Annotated in this window: 7 protein-coding genes, 6 tRNA genes and 9 rRNA genes; 21 read left to right on the top strand and 1 reads right to left on the bottom strand. The window is 47.5% G+C overall.

Annotated features, from left to right (window positions below; all coding sequences use genetic code 11):
- Positions 1 to 14: 14 nt before the first annotated feature.
- From OCU35_RS01340 to metA, 21 genes are all read left to right on the top strand, one after another.
- Positions 15 to 245: a hypothetical protein gene (locus tag OCU35_RS01340; protein ID WP_017027493.1), complete on the top strand. Its 231-nt coding sequence runs from the start codon at positions 15 to 17 to the stop codon at positions 243 to 245.
- Positions 246 to 357: 112 nt separating this feature from the next.
- Positions 358 to 2,163, top strand: a complete 1,806-nt coding sequence (locus tag OCU35_RS01345; protein WP_261825527.1) for an assimilatory sulfite reductase (NADPH) flavoprotein subunit — start codon at positions 358 to 360, stop codon at positions 2,161 to 2,163.
- Positions 2,163 to 3,878 carry an assimilatory sulfite reductase (NADPH) hemoprotein subunit gene (gene cysI / locus OCU35_RS01350; protein WP_261825528.1) on the top strand — a complete coding sequence of 572 codons (1,716 nt, stop codon included), beginning with the start codon at positions 2,163 to 2,165 and terminating at the stop codon, positions 3,876 to 3,878. The genes OCU35_RS01345 and cysI overlap by 1 nt, the downstream gene beginning before the upstream one ends.
- On the top strand, positions 3,871 to 4,644 hold the full coding sequence (locus OCU35_RS01355) for a phosphoadenylyl-sulfate reductase (protein WP_017027490.1): 774 nt from the start codon (positions 3,871 to 3,873) through the stop codon (positions 4,642 to 4,644). Before cysI ends, OCU35_RS01355 begins: the two co-directional genes overlap by 8 nt.
- Before the next feature lie 702 nt (positions 4,645 to 5,346).
- A 16S ribosomal RNA gene (locus OCU35_RS01360) occupies positions 5,347 to 6,899 on the top strand.
- 381 nt (positions 6,900 to 7,280) lie between these two features.
- Positions 7,281 to 10,170 (top strand): 23S ribosomal RNA (locus tag OCU35_RS01365).
- Positions 10,171 to 10,261: 91 nt separating this feature from the next.
- Positions 10,262 to 10,377, top strand: a 5S ribosomal RNA gene (rrf, locus tag OCU35_RS01370).
- A gap of 363 nt (positions 10,378 to 10,740) precedes the next feature.
- Positions 10,741 to 12,295: ribosomal RNA gene (locus tag OCU35_RS01375) — 16S ribosomal RNA — on the top strand.
- Positions 12,296 to 12,504: 209 nt separating this feature from the next.
- Positions 12,505 to 12,581 (top strand) — tRNA-Ile (locus OCU35_RS01380).
- A 115-nt stretch (positions 12,582 to 12,696) separates the two neighbouring features.
- Positions 12,697 to 12,772 (top strand) — tRNA-Ala (locus tag OCU35_RS01385).
- A gap of 352 nt (positions 12,773 to 13,124) precedes the next feature.
- Positions 13,125 to 16,014, top strand: a 23S ribosomal RNA gene (locus OCU35_RS01390).
- Positions 16,015 to 16,104: 90 nt separating this feature from the next.
- Positions 16,105 to 16,220, top strand: a 5S ribosomal RNA gene (gene rrf, locus OCU35_RS01395).
- Between the two features lie 363 nt (positions 16,221 to 16,583).
- Positions 16,584 to 18,138 (top strand): 16S ribosomal RNA (locus tag OCU35_RS01400).
- A 130-nt stretch (positions 18,139 to 18,268) separates the two neighbouring features.
- Positions 18,269 to 18,344: transfer RNA gene (locus tag OCU35_RS01405), tRNA-Glu, on the top strand.
- A gap of 2 nt (positions 18,345 to 18,346) precedes the next feature.
- A tRNA-Lys gene (locus OCU35_RS01410) sits at positions 18,347 to 18,422 on the top strand.
- Between the two features lie 64 nt (positions 18,423 to 18,486).
- Positions 18,487 to 18,562: transfer RNA gene (locus tag OCU35_RS01415), tRNA-Val, on the top strand.
- Positions 18,563 to 18,900: 338 nt separating this feature from the next.
- Positions 18,901 to 21,790 (top strand): 23S ribosomal RNA (locus OCU35_RS01420).
- Between the two features lie 90 nt (positions 21,791 to 21,880).
- Positions 21,881 to 21,996 (top strand): 5S ribosomal RNA (gene rrf, locus OCU35_RS01425).
- Together the 16S, 23S and 5S rRNA genes with 6 tRNA genes alongside form the textbook arrangement of a ribosomal RNA operon.
- A gap of 59 nt (positions 21,997 to 22,055) precedes the next feature.
- A tRNA-Asp gene (locus tag OCU35_RS01430) sits at positions 22,056 to 22,132 on the top strand.
- A gap of 472 nt (positions 22,133 to 22,604) precedes the next feature.
- Positions 22,605 to 23,099 (top strand): hypothetical protein, encoded by a 495-nt coding sequence (locus OCU35_RS01435; RefSeq protein WP_065210270.1) that lies wholly within the window; start codon positions 22,605 to 22,607, stop codon positions 23,097 to 23,099.
- 97 nt (positions 23,100 to 23,196) lie between these two features.
- Positions 23,197 to 24,138 (top strand): homoserine O-acetyltransferase MetA, encoded by a 942-nt coding sequence (metA, locus tag OCU35_RS01440; RefSeq protein ID WP_017243803.1) that lies wholly within the window; start codon positions 23,197 to 23,199, stop codon positions 24,136 to 24,138.
- Between the two features lie 62 nt (positions 24,139 to 24,200).
- Here the strand turns inward: metA and OCU35_RS01445 are convergent, their stop codons facing one another.
- Positions 24,201 to 25,493 (bottom strand): cation:proton antiporter, encoded by a 1,293-nt coding sequence (locus OCU35_RS01445; protein ID WP_065210269.1) that lies wholly within the window; start codon positions 25,491 to 25,493, stop codon positions 24,201 to 24,203.
- Between the last annotated feature and the right edge of the window lie 112 nt (positions 25,494 to 25,605).

Raw genomic sequence — 25,605 nt, forward strand, 5'->3', positions numbered from 1 at the left:
GAGCAAGCTTTTATATGACAATCAATGAACTTCGTGTGTTATATCGTTCTGAGCGTTTGGTAGAAGCAATCGTAGAACAAGCAGATCAAGATGGCTTGTGGGTGGTTGAGTTTAGAGACAGTCATGGAGGAATACTTGCTCTTACTGATCCCCAAGGAGAACAGCGCTATTACAATGACTTAGACTCTGCTTCTAAGAGCGCAATGGCGGTTGGATTTAGCCAAGTGAGAGTGGAAGCCTTGTAGGTAAAACTCTTTTTCATTCCTTTTGATTATTAAACATACCCCTTTATTCTTTATTGCTATTACAAATAGTAGGTAATCTTATGGTCACGTAATATACAGGGATAACGTGACCATGTTGCTTAAGGATTTTTCTGGCTTTGCTACTCCGTTGAGTGATAATCAAGCCAATCAACTAAAACAGGCCGCCGCCGAATTATCGCCACAGCAGTTGGCTTGGGTTAGTGGCTATTTCTATGGCATCAGCCAAAACCATTCTTTAGCTTCTGTTCCAGATACAGCACCAGCTGTAGCGACAGCTTCTCAGCTTTCTATCATCTTTGCCTCGCAAACGGGCAATGCTAAAGGTGTCGCTAAGCAATTGCATGCCAAGGTGGTAGAGGATGGTTATCAAGCCAAGCTTTATGATGCCGCAGACTACAAACTAAAGAATTTAAAAAATGAAACGCACGTAGTGATCGTAGCTTCTACCAATGGTGAGGGAGAAGTCCCAGACAATGCCATTGAGTTTTATGATTATCTAACCTCCAAGAAAGCACCCAAGTTAGACAAGTTGCAATACGCGGTTGTAGGGCTAGGGGATTCTAGCTATGAGTTCTTCTGCCAGACGGGCAAAGACTTTGACGCTGCACTAAGCAAGCTAGGGGCGACCGCCTTTCTAGATAGAATCGATTGTGATGTGGATTACGAGTCTCCCGTTGCCGCGTGGCAATCACAAGCACTCAATAAAGTGGCTGAGCTATTCAAAGAAAACTCTGTAGGGACGCAAAGTGCAGTGGTTCAATTGCCTGTGTCTGCAAGCCAATCTCAGTACACTAAGCAAAGCCCATATACCGCTACTCTGCTAACCAACCAAAAAATTACCGGTCGTGACTCAACAAAAGATGTCAGACATATCGAAATTGATTTGGAAGAATCGGGTATTACTTACCAACCCGGTGATGCGCTAGGTGTTTGGTATAAGAATGATCTTCAACTGGTGGACTCTATCTTAGCAATCGCGTCTATAGATAAAGACGAGCAAGTGGAGATTGATGGCGAAACCCTATCCATAAAACAAGCGCTCGTAGAATACTTTGAAGTGACCGCTTCTAATCCTCAATTTGTTTCTCAATATGCTGAGAAGTCGGGGAGTAAGAAACTTCTCAAGCTTATCGAAGATAAAAGCAAGCTAAGAGAATACGCTGCTCGAACGCAAGTGGTGGATGTGCTAGCTGAGAAAAAGACCAAGCTTAGCGCAACAGAGCTAATCGCTATGCTACGACGCCTAACTCCTCGCCTATATTCCATCTCATCGTCACAAGCCGAAGTGGACGAAGAGGTTCATCTAACGGTCGGTGTGGTCGAGTACGAAACCAATAAAGGACAGAGAGTAGGTGGTGCTTCAGGTTTCTTATCACATTCGCTTGACGAAGGTGAAGACGTCAAGGTGTTCATTGAACACAACAACAATTTCAAATTACCAACCGATGACAACACTCCAGTGATCATGATTGGTCCTGGTACAGGTATTGCGCCGTTTAGAAGTTTCTTGCAAGAGCGTGACGCGAGAGAAGCGGAAGGCAAAAACTGGCTGTTCTTTGGTGACCGTACCTTTACTCAAGACTTTCTGTATCAGCTTGAATTCCAACGCTACCTAAAAGATGGCTTGTTGAGTCGCTTAGATGTGGCGTTTAGTAGAGATGGTGCAAACAAGGTCTACGTTCAAGACAAGCTTAAGCAGAATGCACAGCAGGTTTGGCAATGGCTGCAAGACGGTGCCTATCTCTATATCTGTGGCGATGCTGATCGAATGGCCAAAGATGTTCAGTCGACATTACTGGAAATCGCACAGCAACAAGGTGGGCTAAACCCAGAAAGCGCAGAAGAGTGGTTAAAAGACCTCCGTAAACAGAAAAGATATCAAAGGGACGTGTACTAATGGAAAAGCAAGTTGTATTGGGTGAAGAGCTAGGCCCACTTTCTGACAATGAAAGACTCAAAAGAGAAAGTAACTTTTTGCGCGGTACCATTACCAATGACCTCGATAATGAGATTACGGGTGGGTTCGATGCAGATAACTTTCAGCTGATTCGTTTTCATGGGATGTACCAACAAGATGATAGAGACTATCGCAATGAACGAGCGAAGCAAAAACTAGAGCCACTGCACAATGTAATGCTAAGAGCTCGTATGCCAGGGGGCGTAATTACCCCAAAGCAATGGTTAGCCATCGATAAGTTTGCCACTGAAAGCACTATGTACGGCAGTATTCGTCTTACGACTCGTCAAACGTTTCAGTTTCACGGCGTGCTCAAGCCAAATATCAAGCTGATGCACCAAACGCTAAACGCGATCGGGATTGATTCAATCGCTACAGCTGGGGATGTGAACCGTAACGTCTTATGTACCAGTAATCCGGTGGAAACGGAACTGCATCAGCAAGCCTATGAGTGGGCAACAAAGATCAGTGAGCATCTATTACCAAAAACCAGAGCGTATGCAGAGATATGGTTAGATGGTGAAAAGCTTGAATCTACCGATGAAGAACCAATTCTAGGTAGCAACTATTTACCTCGTAAGTTTAAGACAACGGTAGTTGTACCGCCGGATAATGATGTTGACCTGCATGCTAACGATCTTAACTTTGTGGCGATTGCGAAAGACGGAAAACTGGTCGGCTTTAATGTTCTTGTTGGCGGTGGACTTGCCATGACACATGGTGATACGTCTACCTACCCAAGAAAGGCCGATGAATTTGGTTATATTCCTCTTGATAAGACGCTAGAGGTTGCTGCCGCTGTAGTATCAACGCAGCGTGATTGGGGGAATCGTTCTAACCGAAAAAATGCCAAGACCAAATACACTCTAGATCGAGTGGGTATAGAGGTATTCAAGCAAGAAGTCGAAAAGCGCGCTGCGGTTAACTTTGAGCCTGTGCAAGCTTACGAGTTAACTCATAGAGGTGATAAGTTTGGCTGGTTAGAAGGCATTGATGGAAAGCATCATCTGACTCTGTTTATCGAAAATGGCAGATTACTTGATTACCCAGGTAAGCCCTTAAAGAGTGGCGTGGCTAATATTGCCAAGATCCACAAAGGTGATTTGCGCATGACCGCTAATCAAAACCTAATAGTGGCTGGCGTAGATGCAAAAGATAAAGAACAGATTGAAAAGATAGCCTTTGAAAGTGGGCTACTCGATCCGGCTACGTCTCAGCAACGAAAAGACTCAATGGCGTGTGTGGCATTTCCTACTTGTCCATTAGCGATGGCAGAAGCAGAACGCTTCCTCCCTCAGTTTGTTACTGATGTTGAAGAGATATTGGAAAAGCACGGCATAAGCAAAGACGAAAGCATTATATTGCGTGTAACGGGGTGCCCGAATGGTTGTGGGCGAGCTATGCTGGCCGAAATTGGCTTAGTAGGTAAAGCACCAGATAGATACAACCTACACCTTGGGGGCAATAAAGCCGGTACTCGTGTTCCGAAGATGTATAAAGAGAACATCAGTTCAGCGCAAATATTGCAAGAGATCGATTCGCTGGTGGCTCGTTGGTCGAGTGAGCGTTTACCAGAAGAAGCATTCGGGGACTTTGCCATTAGAGATGGCATCGTAGAAGAAGTCTTAGTATCTAAGAGGGATTTTCATGCTTGAACTTACGCAAAAACCAAACCTTAAAGAGATAGTCAAACTTAATAAGGTAGAGCAGAGTCTAGAGTTAGCTAAACTCAATGCTGAGTTAGAGGACATGACCACAGAGCAAAGAATTGCGTGGGCACTGGAAAATCTGCAACAAAACATAGTGCTCTCTTCAAGTTTCGGTGCTCAAGCTGCGGTGATGCTGCATCTAGTAACGAGACAGGCACCGAATATTCCGGTGATACTGACGGATACTGGCTATTTATTTCCTGAGACCTATCAGTTCATAGATGAGTTAACACTACTATTAGGTCTCAACCTAAAGATATACCGAAGCTCTTTAAGTCCAGCTTGGCAAGAATCGCGATTCGGCCAATTATGGGAGAAGGGTGTAGAGGGGATTACTCAGTATAACCAGCTAAATAAAGTAGAACCTATGCGCAGAGCACTATCTGATCTTAATGCGGGGACATGGTTTTCTGGATTAAGAAGAAGTCAGTCTGATTCTAGACAGGGGTTACCGGTTCTATCTATTCAACATGGAGTATTTAAGTTTCTTCCAATAGTGGATTGGACCTCGGCACAAGTAGATAGTTATATAGAGGAGCATGCACTGCCTCAGCACCCTCTTAAAGAGCAGGGCTATCTCTCGATTGGTGATATTCATACTACCACTAAGTTCGAACCGGGCATGAAGGAGCAAGATACTCGATTCTTTGGTCTTAAAAGAGAATGTGGGTTACACGAAGATAATGTAGAGCAAGACGGTTCAGGAATTTAATCTTTTAGTCATTCCTCCTTCTATTACCCTCTATACAGAAAAAGAAACCGCTCATGCGGTTTCTTTTTTATTGTCTGCCGCATATGAAATTAGCCAATTTAGAATAAGTCTGTGGATAACCTGTACCTAACTAGGGGGTAAAAATAGATAAATAAGCCTTTCACTCAAAAAACGAGCGAAAAGGCTTTTTTCTTAAATTTATTGAAAAAAAGCCTTGCCAATGTGACGAGCATCTCTATAATGCGCCTCACTGACACGGCAGAGCGCACAACGCTTCGCACTAGTTCAGTAGGCTAACTAGCCGAACCATTTGAGTTTAAGTTCGATTCGAAAATAAATTCAAAAAAGTGTTTGACACTGAGGTTCAAATCGCTAGAATGGCCGTCCGCTTTGAGAGGTTCCTCACAAAAGGAATCGTCGATAAGCAAGCTCTTTAACAATTTAAACCTATCAATCTGTGTGGGCACTCGTTGATGATAATCGAAAAGATTTATCAATGAACTGAGTGACCAAAATCAAATTGGGTGCAGCCTTGAGCTGTTTTATTTCACTTTTTTAAAAGTGAAGACCGATAAGAGCACAGTCAATTCATTATCGTTCTGTTGGAACGATAATAGCTTTAAAATTACTTCTTACTTTCGAGTAAGGAACAGTTTTGAAGTCAGTATTCATTGAGCCGAAGCGAAAGCTTCAACAAAACTTTAATTGAAGAGTTTGATCATGGCTCAGATTGAACGCTGGCGGCAGGCCTAACACATGCAAGTCGAGCGGAAACGACAACATTGACCCTTCGGGTGATTTGTTGGGCGTCGAGCGGCGGACGGGTGAGTAATGCCTGGGAAATTGCCCTGATGTGGGGGATAACCATTGGAAACGATGGCTAATACCGCATAACGTCTACGGACCAAAGAGGGGGACCTTCGGGCCTCTCGCTTCAGGATATGCCCAGGTGGGATTAGCTAGTTGGTGAGGTAATGGCTCACCAAGGCGACGATCCCTAGCTGGTCTGAGAGGATGATCAGCCACACTGGAACTGAGACACGGTCCAGACTCCTACGGGAGGCAGCAGTGGGGAATATTGCACAATGGGCGCAAGCCTGATGCAGCCATGCCGCGTGTATGAAGAAGGCCTTCGGGTTGTAAAGTACTTTCAGTCGTGAGGAAGGCATTAGAGTTAATAGCTTTAGTGTTTGACGTTAGCGACAGAAGAAGCACCGGCTAACTCCGTGCCAGCAGCCGCGGTAATACGGAGGGTGCGAGCGTTAATCGGAATTACTGGGCGTAAAGCGCATGCAGGTGGTTTGTTAAGTCAGATGTGAAAGCCCGGGGCTCAACCTCGGAACCGCATTTGAAACTGGCAGGCTAGAGTACTGTAGAGGGGGGTAGAATTTCAGGTGTAGCGGTGAAATGCGTAGAGATCTGAAGGAATACCAGTGGCGAAGGCGGCCCCCTGGACAGATACTGACACTCAGATGCGAAAGCGTGGGGAGCAAACAGGATTAGATACCCTGGTAGTCCACGCCGTAAACGATGTCTACTTGGAGGTTGTGGCCTTGAGCCGTGGCTTTCGGAGCTAACGCGTTAAGTAGACCGCCTGGGGAGTACGGTCGCAAGATTAAAACTCAAATGAATTGACGGGGGCCCGCACAAGCGGTGGAGCATGTGGTTTAATTCGATGCAACGCGAAGAACCTTACCTACTCTTGACATCCAGAGAACTTAGCAGAGATGCTTTGGTGCCTTCGGGAACTCTGAGACAGGTGCTGCATGGCTGTCGTCAGCTCGTGTTGTGAAATGTTGGGTTAAGTCCCGCAACGAGCGCAACCCTTATCCTTGTTTGCCAGCACGTAATGGTGGGAACTCCAGGGAGACTGCCGGTGATAAACCGGAGGAAGGTGGGGACGACGTCAAGTCATCATGGCCCTTACGAGTAGGGCTACACACGTGCTACAATGGCGCATACAGAGGGCAGCCAACCAGCGATGGTGAGCGAATCCCAAAAAGTGCGTCGTAGTCCGGATTGGAGTCTGCAACTCGACTCCATGAAGTCGGAATCGCTAGTAATCGTGAATCAGAATGTCACGGTGAATACGTTCCCGGGCCTTGTACACACCGCCCGTCACACCATGGGAGTGGGCTGCAAAAGAAGTGGGTAGTTTAACCTTCGGGAGGACGCTCACCACTTTGTGGTTCATGACTGGGGTGAAGTCGTAACAAGGTAGCCCTAGGGGAACCTGGGGCTGGATCACCTCCTTATACGATGATTATTCACGATGAGTGTCCACACAGATTGATGGTTTAATTTAGTTAAAGTAATAGAGCTTTAATTAATGACTTCGGTTATTGATTAAAGCTTTTTGCTTTATGCTCTTTAACAATTTGGAAAGCTGACGATTAGTAATGTGATTTCATTACTAATCAAATTTAAAAGTTCTCAAATCCTATGTCTTTATTGATGTAGGTACCAACACACATTCAAGTGTTCTTGGGAATGTACTCTTGCCAGAGTGCATTCAAATTTGAGTCCGGCAAAATCGAATGTTATCTCGCTCATAATAAAGAGATAACGCACCTTGGAAACGTCATACTGCAGCGTAGCAACTGCATTGCGTTAAGCAAGACCCTTTGGGGTTGTATGGTTAAGTGACTAAGCGTACACGGTGGATGCCTTGGCAGTCAGAGGCGATGAAAGACGTAATAACTTGCGATAAGCCCAGATTAGGTAGTAATAACCATTTGAGTCTGGGATTTCTGAATGGGGAAACCCACGTGCATAAGCACGTATCATTAACTGAATACATAGGTTAATGAGGCAAACTCGGGGAACTGAAACATCTAAGTACCCGAAGGAAGAGAAATCAACCGAGATTCCGAAAGTAGCGGCGAGCGAAATTGGATTAGCCCTTAAGCTTTTAATGCGTCAGGTGAAGAGTCTGGAAAGTCTCGCAGTATAGGGTGATAGCCCCGTAACCGACAACGCATTTTAAGTGAAAACGAGTAAGGCGGGACACGTGATATCCTGTTTGAACATGGGGGGACCATCCTCCAAGGCTAAATACTACTGACTGACCGATAGTGAACCAGTACCGTGAGGGAAAGGCGAAAAGAACCCCTGTGAGGGGAGTGAAATAGAACCTGAAACCGTGTACGTACAAGCAGTAGGAGCGCCTCGAAGCGTGACTGCGTACCTTTTGTATAATGGGTCAGCGACTTAATTTTAGTAGCAAGGTTAACCGTATAGGGGAGCCGTAGGGAAACCGAGTCTTAACTGGGCGTCGAGTTGCTAGAATTAGACCCGAAACCAGGTGATCTAGCCATGGGCAGGTTGAAGGTTGAGTAACATCAACTGGAGGACCGAACCGACTAATGTTGAAAAATTAGCGGATGACTTGTGGCTAGGGGTGAAAGGCCAATCAAACCTGGAGATAGCTGGTTCTCCCCGAAAGCTATTTAGGTAGCGCCTCGGACGAATACCAATGGGGGTAGAGCACTGTTAAGGCTAGGGGGTCATCCCGACTTACCAACCCTTTGCAAACTCCGAATACCATTGAGTACTATCCGGGAGACACACGGCGGGTGCTAACGTCCGTCGTGGAGAGGGAAACAACCCAGACCGCCAGCTAAGGTCCCAAAGTATAGCTAAGTGGGAAACGATGTGGGAAGGCTCAGACAGCCAGGATGTTGGCTTAGAAGCAGCCATCATTTAAAGAAAGCGTAATAGCTCACTGGTCGAGTCGGCCTGCGCGGAAGATGTAACGGGGCTAAGCTATACACCGAAGCTGCGGCTGCATACTTTTGTATGCGGGGTAGGGGAGCGTTCTGTAAGCGGTTGAAGGTGGTCTGTAAGGGCTGCTGGACGTATCAGAAGTGCGAATGCTGACATGAGTAACGATAAAGGGGGTGAAAAACCCCCTCGCCGGAAGACCAAGGGTTCCTGTCCAACGTTAATCGGGGCAGGGTAAGTCGACCCCTAAGGCGAGGCCGAAAGGCGTAGTCGATGGGAAACGGGTTAATATTCCCGTACTTCTTATAATTGCGATGGGGGGACGGAGAAGGCTAGGTGGGCCTGGCGATGGTTGTCCAGGTTCAAGTATGTAGGCGGAAAGTTTAGGTAAATCCGGACTTTCTTAACGCTGAGATACGATGTCGAGCTGCTACGTGCAGTGAAGTCATTGATGCCATGCTTCCAGGAAAAGCCTCTAAGCTTCAGATTATAAGAAATCGTACCCCAAACCGACACAGGTGGTCGGGTAGAGAATACCAAGGCGCTTGAGAGAACTCGGGTGAAGGAACTAGGCAAAATGGTACCGTAACTTCGGGAGAAGGTACGCTCTTGGCGGTGAAGTCCCTTGCGGATGGAGCTACTAGGAGTCGCAGATACCAGGTGGCTGCAACTGTTTATTAAAAACACAGCACTGTGCAAAATCGTAAGATGACGTATACGGTGTGACGCCTGCCCGGTGCCGGAAGGTTAATTGATGGGGTTAGACTTCGGTCGAAGCTCTTGATCGAAGCCCCGGTAAACGGCGGCCGTAACTATAACGGTCCTAAGGTAGCGAAATTCCTTGTCGGGTAAGTTCCGACCTGCACGAATGGCGTAATGATGGCCACGCTGTCTCCACCCGAGACTCAGTGAAATTGAAATCGCTGTGAAGATGCAGTGTACCCGCGGCTAGACGGAAAGACCCCGTGAACCTTTACTACAGCTTGGCACTGAACATTGACCCTACATGTGTAGGATAGGTGGGAGGCTTTGAAGACGGTACGCCAGTATCGTTGGAGCCGTCCTTGAAATACCACCCTTGTAGTGTTGATGTTCTAACTTAGTCCCCTTATCGGGGATGAGGACAGTGCCTGGTGGGTAGTTTGACTGGGGCGGTCTCCTCCCAAAGAGTAACGGAGGAGCACGAAGGTGGGCTAAACACGGTTGGACATCGTGTGGTTAGTGCAATGGCATAAGCCCGCTTGACTGCGAGAATGACAATTCGAGCAGGTGCGAAAGCAGGTCATAGTGATCCGGTGGTTCTGAATGGAAGGGCCATCGCTCAACGGATAAAAGGTACTCCGGGGATAACAGGCTGATACCGCCCAAGAGTTCATATCGACGGCGGTGTTTGGCACCTCGATGTCGGCTCATCACATCCTGGGGCTGAAGTCGGTCCCAAGGGTATGGCTGTTCGCCATTTAAAGTGGTACGCGAGCTGGGTTTAGAACGTCGTGAGACAGTTCGGTCCCTATCTGCCGTGGGCGTTGGAAGATTGAAGGGGGCTGCTCCTAGTACGAGAGGACCGGAGTGGACGAACCTCTGGTGTTCGGGTTGTCATGCCAATGGCATTGCCCGGTAGCTAAGTTCGGAATCGATAACCGCTGAAAGCATCTAAGCGGGAAGCGAGCCCTGAGATGAGTCTTCCCTGGCACTTTAAGTGTCCTAAAGGGTTGTTCGAGACTAGAACGTTGATAGGCAGGGTGTGTAAGTGCTGCGAGGCATTGAGCTAACCTGTACTAATTGCCCGTGAGGCTTAACCATACAACACCCAAGGGGTTTTGTGGACTCAAAGTAGAACTTTGAATGTGTGATACAAACTTTTAAATAATAGCTTTCCGAATTTTAAAATTTGCTTGGCGACCATAGCATTGTGGACCCACCTGATTCCATGCCGAACTCAGAAGTGAAACATAATAGCGCCGATGGTAGTGTGGGGTTTCCCCATGTGAGAGTAGGACATCGCCAGGCTTTGATTTTAGACTTGCTTCTAATGAAGCGAGTCACCATAAAGTTCTAATTTATTTAGAGTTTTATGTTGACTTTAACAGTCAGTCGCGTATTATACGCGTCCTGCTTAAGTGCTAAGGCATTCAAAGCAGCGCTCTTTAACAATTTAAACCTATCAATCTGTGTGGGCACTCGTTGATGATAATCGAAAAGATTTATCAATGAACTGAGTGACCAAAACGATGACTTTTAGTCATTGGCACAGTCAATTCATTATCGTTCTGTTGGAACGATAATAGCTTTAAAATTACTTCTTACTTTCGAGTAAGGAACAGTTTTGAAGTCAGTATTCATTGAGCCGAAGCGTAAGCTTCAACAAAACTTTAATTGAAGAGTTTGATCATGGCTCAGATTGAACGCTGGCGGCAGGCCTAACACATGCAAGTCGAGCGGAAACGACAACATTGACCCTTCGGGTGATTTGTTGGGCGTCGAGCGGCGGACGGGTGAGTAATGCCTGGGAAATTGCCCTGATGTGGGGGATAACCATTGGAAACGATGGCTAATACCGCATAACGTCTACGGACCAAAGAGGGGGACCTTCGGGCCTCTCGCTTCAGGATATGCCCAGGTGGGATTAGCTAGTTGGTGAGGTAATGGCTCACCAAGGCGACGATCCCTAGCTGGTCTGAGAGGATGATCAGCCACACTGGAACTGAGACACGGTCCAGACTCCTACGGGAGGCAGCAGTGGGGAATATTGCACAATGGGCGCAAGCCTGATGCAGCCATGCCGCGTGTATGAAGAAGGCCTTCGGGTTGTAAAGTACTTTCAGTCGTGAGGAAGGCATTAGAGTTAATAGCTTTAGTGTTTGACGTTAGCGACAGAAGAAGCACCGGCTAACTCCGTGCCAGCAGCCGCGGTAATACGGAGGGTGCGAGCGTTAATCGGAATTACTGGGCGTAAAGCGCATGCAGGTGGTTTGTTAAGTCAGATGTGAAAGCCCGGGGCTCAACCTCGGAACCGCATTTGAAACTGGCAGGCTAGAGTACTGTAGAGGGGGGTAGAATTTCAGGTGTAGCGGTGAAATGCGTAGAGATCTGAAGGAATACCAGTGGCGAAGGCGGCCCCCTGGACAGATACTGACACTCAGATGCGAAAGCGTGGGGAGCAAACAGGATTAGATACCCTGGTAGTCCACGCCGTAAACGATGTCTACTTGGAGGTTGTGGCCTTGAGCCGTGGCTTTCGGAGCTAACGCGTTAAGTAGACCGCCTGGGGAGTACGGTCGCAAGATTAAAACTCAAATGAATTGACGGGGGCCCGCACAAGCGGTGGAGCATGTGGTTTAATTCGATGCAACGCGAAGAACCTTACCTACTCTTGACATCCAGAGAACTTAGCAGAGATGCTTTGGTGCCTTCGGGAACTCTGAGACAGGTGCTGCATGGCTGTCGTCAGCTCGTGTTGTGAAATGTTGGGTTAAGTCCCGCAACGAGCGCAACCCTTATCCTTGTTTGCCAGCACGTAATGGTGGGAACTCCAGGGAGACTGCCGGTGATAAACCGGAGGAAGGTGGGGACGACGTCAAGTCATCATGGCCCTTACGAGTAGGGCTACACACGTGCTACAATGGCGCATACAGAGGGCAGCCAACCAGCGATGGTGAGCGAATCCCAAAAAGTGCGTCGTAGTCCGGATTGGAGTCTGCAACTCGACTCCATGAAGTCGGAATCGCTAGTAATCGTGAATCAGAATGTCACGGTGAATACGTTCCCGGGCCTTGTACACACCGCCCGTCACACCATGGGAGTGGGCTGCAAAAGAAGTGGGTAGTTTAACCTTTCGAGGAGGACGCTCACCACTTTGTGGTTCATGACTGGGGTGAAGTCGTAACAAGGTAGCCCTAGGGGAACCTGGGGCTGGATCACCTCCTTATACGATGATTATTCACGATGAGTGTCCACACAGATTGATATGGTTTAGAAAAGAGAAAGATAACTCAAGTTCATTGAGATTATTTATGCAAAGCAGTTTTTCTTAATTCAAGGAAGGCCAGCGATGAAGGAAGGAGCATACATTAGTATGTGACTGACTGAAGAGTCGCAGCCCTGACGTGGAAGTAAGGAAAAATGCGCAGCAGAAATGGGTCTGTAGCTCAGCTGGTTAGAGCGCTCGCCTGATAAGCGGGAGGTCGGTGGTTCAAGTCCACTCAGACCCACCAATCTTTCTGATAGCGGCGTCAACTAGCGCGTTGCATACTGATGTATGCGGCCTTACTAGTTTCCTTGCTCTCAAAAAGATTAACTCAGAACGCTGATGTTATCGAATCTACAGATGGGGCTATAGCTCAGCTGGGAGAGCGCCTGCCTTGCACGCAGGAGGTCTGCGGTTCGATCCCGCATAGCTCCACCATCTTTAAGTGCACTTCTTATTAAATTAAGAATTAAGTGTCTTTAAAAATGGTTTCGAAAGCTTTATTGCTTAGAAATTCATGCTCTTTAACAATTTGGAAAGCTGACGAACAACAATGTGATTTCATTGTTGTTCAAATTTAAAAGTTCTCAAATCCTAAGTCTTTATTGATTTAGGTACCAACACACATTCAAGTGTTCTTGGGAATGTACTCTTGCCAGAGTGCATTCAAATTTGAGTCCGGCAAAATCGAATGTTATCTCGCTCATAATAAAGAGATAACGCACCTTGGAAACGTCATACTGCAGCGTAGCAACTGCATTGCGTTAAGCAAGACCCTTTGGGGTTGTATGGTTAAGTGACTAAGCGTACACGGTGGATGCCTTGGCAGTCAGAGGCGATGAAAGACGTAATAACTTGCGATAAGCCCAGATTAGGTAGTAATAACCATTTGAGTCTGGGATTTCTGAATGGGGAAACCCACGTGCATAAGCACGTATCATTAACTGAATACATAGGTTAATGAGGCAAACTCGGGGAACTGAAACATCTAAGTACCCGAAGGAAGAGAAATCAACCGAGATTCCGAAAGTAGCGGCGAGCGAAATTGGATTAGCCCTTAAGCTTTTAATGCGTCAGGTGAAGAGTCTGGAAAGTCTCGCAGTATAGGGTGATAGCCCCGTAACCGACAACGCATTTTAAGTGAAAACGAGTAAGGCGGGACACGTGATATCCTGTTTGAACATGGGGGGACCATCCTCCAAGGCTAAATACTACTGACTGACCGATAGTGAACCAGTACCGTGAGGGAAAGGCGAAAAGAACCCCTGTGAGGGGAGTGAAATAGAACCTGAAACCGTGTACGTACAAGCAGTAGGAGCGCCTCGAAGCGTGACTGCGTACCTTTTGTATAATGGGTCAGCGACTTAATTTTAGTAGCAAGGTTAACCGTATAGGGGAGCCGTAGGGAAACCGAGTCTTAACTGGGCGTCGAGTTGCTAGAATTAGACCCGAAACCAGGTGATCTAGCCATGGGCAGGTTGAAGGTTGAGTAACATCAACTGGAGGACCGAACCGACTAATGTTGAAAAATTAGCGGATGACTTGTGGCTAGGGGTGAAAGGCCAATCAAACCTGGAGATAGCTGGTTCTCCCCGAAAGCTATTTAGGTAGCGCCTCGGACGAATACCAATGGGGGTAGAGCACTGTTAAGGCTAGGGGGTCATCCCGACTTACCAACCCTTTGCAAACTCCGAATACCATTGAGTACTATCCGGGAGACACACGGCGGGTGCTAACGTCCGTCGTGGAGAGGGAAACAACCCAGACCGCCAGCTAAGGTCCCAAAGTATAGCTAAGTGGGAAACGATGTGGGAAGGCTCAGACAGCCAGGATGTTGGCTTAGAAGCAGCCATCATTTAAAGAAAGCGTAATAGCTCACTGGTCGAGTCGGCCTGCGCGGAAGATGTAACGGGGCTAAGCTATACACCGAAGCTGCGGCTGCATACTTTTGTATGCGGGGTAGGGGAGCGTTCTGTAAGCGGTTGAAGGTGGTCTGTAAGGGCTGCTGGACGTATCAGAAGTGCGAATGCTGACATGAGTAACGATAAAGGGGGTGAAAAACCCCCTCGCCGGAAGACCAAGGGTTCCTGTCCAACGTTAATCGGGGCAGGGTAAGTCGACCCCTAAGGCGAGGCCGAAAGGCGTAGTCGATGGGAAACGGGTTAATATTCCCGTACTTCTTATAATTGCGATGGGGGGACGGAGAAGGCTAGGTGGGCCTGGCGATGGTTGTCCAGGTTCAAGTATGTAGGCGGAAAGTTTAGGTAAATCCGGACTTTCTTAACGCTGAGATACGATGTCGAGCTGCTACGTGCAGTGAAGTCATTGATGCCATGCTTCCAGGAAAAGCCTCTAAGCTTCAGATTATAAGAAATCGTACCCCAAACCGACACAGGTGGTCGGGTAGAGAATACCAAGGCGCTTGAGAGAACTCGGGTGAAGGAACTAGGCAAAATGGTACCGTAACTTCGGGAGAAGGTACGCTCTTGGCGGTGAAGTCCCTTGCGGATGGAGCTACTAGGAGTCGCAGATACCAGGTGGCTGCAACTGTTTATTAAAAACACAGCACTGTGCAAAATCGTAAGATGACGTATACGGTGTGACGCCTGCCCGGTGCCGGAAGGTTAATTGATGGGGTTAGACTTCGGTCGAAGCTCTTGATCGAAGCCCCGGTAAACGGCGGCCGTAACTATAACGGTCCTAAGGTAGCGAAATTCCTTGTCGGGTAAGTTCCGACCTGCACGAATGGCGTAATGATGGCCACGCTGTCTCCACCCGAGACTCAGTGAAATTGAAATCGCTGTGAAGATGCAGTGTACCCGCGGCTAGACGGAAAGACCCCGTGAACCTTTACTACAGCTTGGCACTGAACATTGACCCTACATGTGTAGGATAGGTGGGAGGCTTTGAAGACGGTACGCCAGTATCGTTGGAGCCGTCCTTGAAATACCACCCTTGTAGTGTTGATGTTCTAACTTAGTCCCCTTATCGGGGATGAGGACAGTGCCTGGTGGGTAGTTTGACTGGGGCGGTCTCCTCCCAAAGAGTAACGGAGGAGCACGAAGGTGGGCTAAACACGGTTGGACATCGTGTGGTTAGTGCAATGGCATAAGCCCGCTTGACTGCGAGAATGACAATTCGAGCAGGTGCGAAAGCAGGTCATAGTGATCCGGTGGTTCTGAATGGAAGGGCCATCGCTCAACGGATAAAAGGTACTCCGGGGATAACAGGCTGATACCGCCCAAGAGTTCATATCGACGGCGGTGTTTGGCACCTCGATGTCGGCTCATCACATCCTGGGGCTGAAGTCGGTCCCAAGGGTATGGCTGTTCGCCATTTAAAGTGGTACGCGAGCTGGGTTTAGAACGTCGTGAGACAGTTCGGTCCCTATCTGCCGTGGGCGTTGGAAGATTGAAGGGGGCTGCTCCTAGTACGAGAGGACCGGAGTGGACGAACCTCTGGTGTTCGGGTTGTCATGCCAATGGCATTGCCCGGTAGCTAAGTTCGGAATCGATAACCGCTGAAAGCATCTAAGCGGGAAGCGAGCCCTGAGATGAGTCTTCCCTGGCACTTTAAGTGTCCTAAAGGGTTGTTCGAGACTAGAACGTTGATAGGCAGGGTGTGTAAGTGCTGCGAGGCATTGAGCTAACCTGTACTAATTGCCCGTGAGGCTTAACCATACAACACCCAAGGGGTTTTGTGGACTCAAAGTAGAACTTTGAATGTGTGATACAAACTTTTAAATATAGCTTTCCGAATTTTAAAATTTGCTTGGCGACCATAGCATTGTGGACCCACCTGATTCCATGCCGAACTCAGAAGTGAAACATAATAGCGCCGATGGTAGTGTGGGGTTTCCCCATGTGAGAGTAGGACATCGCCAGGCTTTGATTTTAGACTTGCTTCTAATGAAGCGAGTCACCATAAAGTTCTAATTTATTTAGAGTTTTATGTTGACTTTAACAGTCAGTCGCGTATTATACGCGTCCTGCTTAAGTGCTAAGGCATTCAAAGCAGCGCTCTTTAACAATTTAAACCTATCAATCTGTGTGGGCACTCGTTGATGATAATCGAAAAGATTTATCAATGAACTGAGTGACCAAAACGATGACTTTTAGTCATTGGCACAGTCAATTCATTATCGTTCTGTTGGAACGATAATAGCTTTAAAATTACTTCTTACTTTCGAGTAAGGAACAGTTTTGAAGTCAGTATTCATTGAGCCGAAGCGAAAGCTTCAACAAAACTTTAATTGAAGAGTTTGATCATGGCTCAGATTGAACGCTGGCGGCAGGCCTAACACATGCAAGTCGAGCGGAAACGACAACATTGACCCTTCGGGTGATTTGTTGGGCGTCGAGCGGCGGACGGGTGAGTAATGCCTGGGAAATTGCCCTGATGTGGGGGATAACCATTGGAAACGATGGCTAATACCGCATAACGTCTACGGACCAAAGAGGGGGACCTTCGGGCCTCTCGCTTCAGGATATGCCCAGGTGGGATTAGCTAGTTGGTGAGGTAATGGCTCACCAAGGCGACGATCCCTAGCTGGTCTGAGAGGATGATCAGCCACACTGGAACTGAGACACGGTCCAGACTCCTACGGGAGGCAGCAGTGGGGAATATTGCACAATGGGCGCAAGCCTGATGCAGCCATGCCGCGTGTATGAAGAAGGCCTTCGGGTTGTAAAGTACTTTCAGTCGTGAGGAAGGCATTAGAGTTAATAGCTTTAGTGTTTGACGTTAGCGACAGAAGAAGCACCGGCTAACTCCGTGCCAGCAGCCGCGGTAATACGGAGGGTGCGAGCGTTAATCGGAATTACTGGGCGTAAAGCGCATGCAGGTGGTTTGTTAAGTCAGATGTGAAAGCCCGGGGCTCAACCTCGGAACCGCATTTGAAACTGGCAGGCTAGAGTACTGTAGAGGGGGGTAGAATTTCAGGTGTAGCGGTGAAATGCGTAGAGATCTGAAGGAATACCAGTGGCGAAGGCGGCCCCCTGGACAGATACTGACACTCAGATGCGAAAGCGTGGGGAGCAAACAGGATTAGATACCCTGGTAGTCCACGCCGTAAACGATGTCTACTTGGAGGTTGTGGCCTTGAGCCGTGGCTTTCGGAGCTAACGCGTTAAGTAGACCGCCTGGGGAGTACGGTCGCAAGATTAAAACTCAAATGAATTGACGGGGGCCCGCACAAGCGGTGGAGCATGTGGTTTAATTCGATGCAACGCGAAGAACCTTACCTACTCTTGACATCCAGAGAACTTAGCAGAGATGCTTTGGTGCCTTCGGGAACTCTGAGACAGGTGCTGCATGGCTGTCGTCAGCTCGTGTTGTGAAATGTTGGGTTAAGTCCCGCAACGAGCGCAACCCTTATCCTTGTTTGCCAGCACGTAATGGTGGGAACTCCAGGGAGACTGCCGGTGATAAACCGGAGGAAGGTGGGGACGACGTCAAGTCATCATGGCCCTTACGAGTAGGGCTACACACGTGCTACAATGGCGCATACAGAGGGCAGCCAACCAGCGATGGTGAGCGAATCCCAAAAAGTGCGTCGTAGTCCGGATTGGAGTCTGCAACTCGACTCCATGAAGTCGGAATCGCTAGTAATCGTGAATCAGAATGTCACGGTGAATACGTTCCCGGGCCTTGTACACACCGCCCGTCACACCATGGGAGTGGGCTGCAAAAGAAGTGGGTAGTTTAACCTTTCGAGGAGGACGCTCACCACTTTGTGGTTCATGACTGGGGTGAAGTCGTAACAAGGTAGCCCTAGGGGAACCTGGGGCTGGATCACCTCCTTATACGATGATTATTCACGATGAGTGTCCACACAGATTGATATGGTTTAGAAAGTAAAGAGAGATTTTTGAAGCACCCCCCAAGGTGCTTCAACAGTTTATGTTTGCTCTTCGGAGTAAAGATAAATCTAGTGTCCCGTTCGTCTAGAGGCCTAGGACACCGCCCTTTCACGGCGGTAACAGGGGTTCGACTCCCCTACGGGATACCATTGGGTCGTTAGCTCAGCTGGTAGAGCAGTTGACTTTTAATCAATTGGTCGCAGGTTCGAATCCTGCACGACCCACCATTTCCTTTCCACAAAGGAAGTTGTTTGAATTCACTTTATAGTGAACACAAATAACAAACAATGTGGGCGATTAGCTCAGTTGGGAGAGCACCTCCCTTACAAGGAGGGGGTCACTGGTTCGAGCCCGGTATCGCCCACCATCTTTAAGCGCTCTTTCGAGTGTGTTTAAAAATGGTTCATTTGTTTGAATCTCGCTCTTTAACAATTTGGAAAGCTGACGAACAACAATGTGATTTCATTGTTGTTCAAATTTAAAAGTTCTCAAATCCTATGTACTTCTTTTTAAATAGAGAGGGATGTAGGTACCAACACACATTCAAGTGTTCTTGGGAATGTACTCTTGCCAGAGTGCATTCAAATTTGAGTCCGGCAAAATCGAATGTTATCTCGCTCATAATAAAGAGATAACGCACCTTGGAAACGTCATACTGCAGCGTAGCAACTGCATTGCGTTAAGCAAGACCCTTTGGGGTTGTATGGTTAAGTGACTAAGCGTACACGGTGGATGCCTTGGCAGTCAGAGGCGATGAAAGACGTAATAACTTGCGATAAGCCCAGATTAGGTAGTAATAACCATTTGAGTCTGGGATTTCTGAATGGGGAAACCCACGTGCATAAGCACGTATCATTAACTGAATACATAGGTTAATGAGGCAAACTCGGGGAACTGAAACATCTAAGTACCCGAAGGAAGAGAAATCAACCGAGATTCCGAAAGTAGCGGCGAGCGAAATTGGATTAGCCCTTAAGCTTTTAATGCGTCAGGTGAAGAGTCTGGAAAGTCTCGCAGTATAGGGTGATAGCCCCGTAACCGACAACGCATTTTAAGTGAAAACGAGTAAGGCGGGACACGTGATATCCTGTTTGAACATGGGGGGACCATCCTCCAAGGCTAAATACTACTGACTGACCGATAGTGAACCAGTACCGTGAGGGAAAGGCGAAAAGAACCCCTGTGAGGGGAGTGAAATAGAACCTGAAACCGTGTACGTACAAGCAGTAGGAGCGCCTCGAAGCGTGACTGCGTACCTTTTGTATAATGGGTCAGCGACTTAATTTTAGTAGCAAGGTTAACCGTATAGGGGAGCCGTAGGGAAACCGAGTCTTAACTGGGCGTCGAGTTGCTAGAATTAGACCCGAAACCAGGTGATCTAGCCATGGGCAGGTTGAAGGTTGAGTAACATCAACTGGAGGACCGAACCGACTAATGTTGAAAAATTAGCGGATGACTTGTGGCTAGGGGTGAAAGGCCAATCAAACCTGGAGATAGCTGGTTCTCCCCGAAAGCTATTTAGGTAGCGCCTCGGACGAATACCAATGGGGGTAGAGCACTGTTAAGGCTAGGGGGTCATCCCGACTTACCAACCCTTTGCAAACTCCGAATACCATTGAGTACTATCCGGGAGACACACGGCGGGTGCTAACGTCCGTCGTGGAGAGGGAAACAACCCAGACCGCCAGCTAAGGTCCCAAAGTATAGCTAAGTGGGAAACGATGTGGGAAGGCTCAGACAGCCAGGATGTTGGCTTAGAAGCAGCCATCATTTAAAGAAAGCGTAATAGCTCACTGGTCGAGTCGGCCTGCGCGGAAGATGTAACGGGGCTAAGCTATACACCGAAGCTGCGGCTGCATACTTTTGTATGCGGGGTAGGGGAGCGTTCTGTAAGCGGTTGAAGGTGGTCTGTAAGGGCTGCTGGACGTATCAGAAGTGCGAATGCTGACATGAGTAACGATAAAGGGGGTGAAAAACCCCCTCGCCGGAAGACCAAGGGTTCCTGTCCAACGTTAATCGGGGCAGGGTAAGTCGACCCCTAAGGCGAGGCCGAAAGGCGTAGTCGATGGGAAACGGGTTAATATTCCCGTACTTCTTATAATTGCGATGGGGGGACGGAGAAGGCTAGGTGGGCCTGGCGATGGTTGTCCAGGTTCAAGTATGTAGGCGGAAAGTTTAGGTAAATCCGGACTTTCTTAACGCTGAGATACGATGTCGAGCTGCTACGTGCAGTGAAGTCATTGATGCCATGCTTCCAGGAAAAGCCTCTAAGCTTCAGATTATAAGAAATCGTACCCCAAACCGACACAGGTGGTCGGGTAGAGAATACCAAGGCGCTTGAGAGAACTCGGGTGAAGGAACTAGGCAAAATGGTACCGTAACTTCGGGAGAAGGTACGCTCTTGGCGGTGAAGTCCCTTGCGGATGGAGCTACTAGGAGTCGCAGATACCAGGTGGCTGCAACTGTTTATTAAAAACACAGCACTGTGCAAAATCGTAAGATGACGTATACGGTGTGACGCCTGCCCGGTGCCGGAAGGTTAATTGATGGGGTTAGACTTCGGTCGAAGCTCTTGATCGAAGCCCCGGTAAACGGCGGCCGTAACTATAACGGTCCTAAGGTAGCGAAATTCCTTGTCGGGTAAGTTCCGACCTGCACGAATGGCGTAATGATGGCCACGCTGTCTCCACCCGAGACTCAGTGAAATTGAAATCGCTGTGAAGATGCAGTGTACCCGCGGCTAGACGGAAAGACCCCGTGAACCTTTACTACAGCTTGGCACTGAACATTGACCCTACATGTGTAGGATAGGTGGGAGGCTTTGAAGACGGTACGCCAGTATCGTTGGAGCCGTCCTTGAAATACCACCCTTGTAGTGTTGATGTTCTAACTTAGTCCCCTTATCGGGGATGAGGACAGTGCCTGGTGGGTAGTTTGACTGGGGCGGTCTCCTCCCAAAGAGTAACGGAGGAGCACGAAGGTGGGCTAAACACGGTTGGACATCGTGTGGTTAGTGCAATGGCATAAGCCCGCTTGACTGCGAGAATGACAATTCGAGCAGGTGCGAAAGCAGGTCATAGTGATCCGGTGGTTCTGAATGGAAGGGCCATCGCTCAACGGATAAAAGGTACTCCGGGGATAACAGGCTGATACCGCCCAAGAGTTCATATCGACGGCGGTGTTTGGCACCTCGATGTCGGCTCATCACATCCTGGGGCTGAAGTCGGTCCCAAGGGTATGGCTGTTCGCCATTTAAAGTGGTACGCGAGCTGGGTTTAGAACGTCGTGAGACAGTTCGGTCCCTATCTGCCGTGGGCGTTGGAAGATTGAAGGGGGCTGCTCCTAGTACGAGAGGACCGGAGTGGACGAACCTCTGGTGTTCGGGTTGTCATGCCAATGGCATTGCCCGGTAGCTAAGTTCGGAATCGATAACCGCTGAAAGCATCTAAGCGGGAAGCGAGCCCTGAGATGAGTCTTCCCTGGCACTTTAAGTGTCCTAAAGGGTTGTTCGAGACTAGAACGTTGATAGGCAGGGTGTGTAAGTGCTGCGAGGCATTGAGCTAACCTGTACTAATTGCCCGTGAGGCTTAACCATACAACACCCAAGGGGTTTTGTGGACTCAAAGTAGAACTTTGAATGTGTGATATAACTTTTAAATAATAGCTTTCCGAATTTTAAAATTTGCTTGGCGACCATAGCATTGTGGACCCACCTGATTCCATGCCGAACTCAGAAGTGAAACATAATAGCGCCGATGGTAGTGTGGGGTTTCCCCATGTGAGAGTAGGACATCGCCAGGCTTTAAATTACATCGCTTTAAAGCAGTTAGTAAGACTTTAAATAGATAAGAATTAGGTGCGGAGTGGTAGTTCAGTTGGTTAGAATACCGGCCTGTCACGCCGGGGGTCGCGGGTTCGAGTCCCGTCCACTCCGCCACTAATAAGAAGCCCTAGTCGAAAGACTAGGGCTTTTTTTCGTCTATAACTTTAGCATTAACTGAAGCAAACCTCAGACTCGTCGTCCGCGACGAAAGGCTGAGGTTTTTTGCTATCTGGATTAGATTTTTGCTCTCCGAGCAAACGAGCCCCGCTCGTGCGCGAGTTCGATTAAGCCCAAGCCGGGCCACTCCGCCACTAATAAGAAGCCCTAGACTGGCCGTCCGCGCCGAAAGACTAGGGCTTTTTTTCGTCTATAGCTTTAGCATTAATTGAAGCAAGCATCAGGCTAGCCGTCCTAAGGTTTTTTCTTACCTGTAGAAAATAATTTTTCCTTTAGCTATATTTCTAACCTAATTTCTCTTTCCTGCTTTTATCCCGTATCGGTGATACCTTTATATTAAGGCTAACGACGATCTGAGTTAATGAAAAAGCTACTCATACTACTTTGCTGCATAATTTCTATAGTGCTAATGAGCGCTCTTGGAAGCTTGTACGGACTGCTGATAGTTAAAGACCGGGGCTATGATTGGCAGTGGTTAGGCTTTCCTCTACTAGATAGTGGTATACAGATAGCGCGTACCAAAGATACCCATCAACTACTGCTGCGTAAGCTCTATCCTTTACACGCCATGGAAGTCTCAGCCTATACCACTATGGATAACAACATGGTGCTGCAGTTGACCATTTTCACCTCGTGCGATAATGATGTTGAAGCTCAATTGGCAGTTAATCATGATATAGAAAGAACGATTACGTTGACGTGTACTGACTCTAATGAGCTTAGATATTTATCTACTGAACACACATTAGAACAAGCGAATATTGAGATTAATGGCAGATCAATCAAGATAGACTTTACCCCGTGGAACATAGCTGAGTTGAAAAAAGATCAGTTTAAACAATTACATCCAGCGTACTTCGAACGACTAGGAGAGAGTCCAGAGTTCCAATGGTCTCGTGATTAAAGATGGGTTTACAATATCAGTCTCGACATAAACGAGTGAATACAGTAGTCTGAATCAACATACGTATGGACGTCTAGATGCTTAAAGGAGAAAAGTTGTGCCAATTCGAGTCCCTGATCAATTACCTGCGACTGATGTATTAAGAGGAGAGAAGATTTTCGTTATGTCTGAATCTCGCGCCTCATCGCAAGAGATTCGTCCTCTAAGAGTCCTATTGCTCAACCTGATGCCAAAGAAGATTGAGACTGAAACGCAATTTCTACGCTTGCTTTCTAATAGTCCGTTGCAAGTAGACGTTGAACTGCTTCGTATTGATAATCGACCAAGTAAGAACACTCCTACTGAGCATTTAGATACCTTCTATCGCCAATTTGAAGGGGTGAAAGGACGCAATTTTGATGGACTCATTATTACCGGTGCGCCACTCGGCCTAGTTCAGTTTGAAGATGTCATCTATTGGGAGCACCTGCAGTCCATCATGAATTGGGCAAAAGAGCATGTGACGTCAACGCTTTACGTTTGTTGGGCCGCTCAAGCTGGTTTAAAGTTGCTCTACGACCTTCCTAAGCGTACTCGTAAAGAAAAGCTATCGGGTGTCTATGAGCATTTTACACAGGATCAGCATCATCCGATTCTTCGTGGATTTGATGATACCTTCCTAGCTCCTCATTCACGTTATGCGGATTTTTCTCCAGAGTATTTATCTGAGCATACGGATCTTGATATCTTAGCAACATCAGATACCGCTGGGGTTTATCTTGCTTCTACCAAAGATAAGCGAAATGTATTCGTGACTGGACACCCTGAGTACGAGTCAAAGACTCTTCATACTGAGTACGTGCGAGATTTAGCTGAAGGGATGGAGCCTGCAATACCTGTTAACTATTACCCTGACAACAACCCAGATAATGCCCCTAGGGCAACATGGCGTAGTCATGGTCACCTATTGTTTAGTAACTGGCTTAATTACTGTGTTTACCAACAAACCCCATACGATTTGGATAAGTTTTCTGAAGCTAACTTCACTACAGAAGAGTAGTTTGTCATTCGCTTGATATAAAAAAGGCATGCCATTGGCATGCCTTTTCTGTTTATAGAAGGTTACTCTTGCTCTGATTCACTTGAGGGTTCTAGTTGCTTCGCTTTTTCTATCATTGGAGTGATAGTCATCCCCTGTACCAAGATAGAGAACATGACCACAGAATAGGTCATGACCATGATGATCTCTTTCACATCGATATTCTTTTCAGGAATCACCATGATCCCAGCCGGGATAGACAGAGCCATAGCTAATGCTAGGCCTCCTCGGAGCCCGCCCCATGTGAGTATTTTCACAGACATAGGGTTGTAGTATCTAAATCGATTGAAACCAACATAATTGATTCTGATGCTAAGGTAGCGAGACAGAAGTACTAGCGGTACTGCTATCACCATCATGATCCAGTCTTCGTGATGGAACTCGAACAACAGCATCGACATACCAATGAGCAGGAACAATACCGCATTCAGGAACTCGTCAATCAATTCCCAGAAATGGTCTAAATTCTTAAATCCTGATTCTGAAAATCCAGTCTTGCGTGTCCAGTTACCAATAATGATGCCCGATACCACCATCGAGAGTGGCCCTGATACCTCTAGCAGCTCTGCAACGGCATAGCCTGTTGAAGGGATCAGAATGGTCAGCAACATCTCCATGGAATGATCTTCAGTGGTGCATATTAACCAGTGAAAGATTAGACCGAGAACAAAGCCGTAGGCGATACCACCAATAGCTTCTTGGAAGAACAGTGCTGACACTGAACCAACGGTAGGGGCTTCAGTACCAAAGGCGATGGTAAATAGGGTTACAAAGATAACCAAACCAAAGCCGTCATTGAACAGGGATTCCCCTTCAATTTGAGTAGAAATGCGTGGTGGAGCATCTAATTTCTTTACAATAGCTAATACTGCAATGGGATCGGTAGGTGATATTAATGCGCCAAATAATAGGCAATAAATCAGGTCTAGATTGAAGCCGATTAACGAACAGATGCCAAATAGCACAAAACCGATGAAGAAAGTAGAGAACAGGGTTGCACCTAATGCTAGCGCTGTAATCTCCCATTTCTGGTCTTTAAGGTGATCCAGCTTGATGCCAAGTCCACCTGCAAATAATAGAAACCCTAAGATTCCCTTAAGCAAAAAATCTTCAAAGTTAATCGATGCGATGGTCTCGCTGGCGACATGAGATAGCTTAAACCAGCCTGCTTGACCTGCGATAATAATCGCTAACGATAGCAACATGGCACCGGCTGTAATCGCAATGGTGGTCTGCATTTTGCCGATTTTACTGTTGATTAATGCGATGAGCGCTGCCCCGGCAGCTAGAAAGCACAGCGTATGGTAGGCTTCCATTCCTTTCTCCTAAGTTTGAATAGCCTCAACACTGTGAGACAAAATGTTAACTAGATCAAATATAGTTATACCTTAGATAGCATCATAGCGAAAATTACCATGGTTTAGACGT

Origin of the sequence: Vibrio breoganii, from assembly GCF_024346795.1 — a bacterium.
Taxonomy (GTDB): Bacteria; Pseudomonadota; Gammaproteobacteria; order Enterobacterales; family Vibrionaceae; genus Vibrio; species Vibrio breoganii.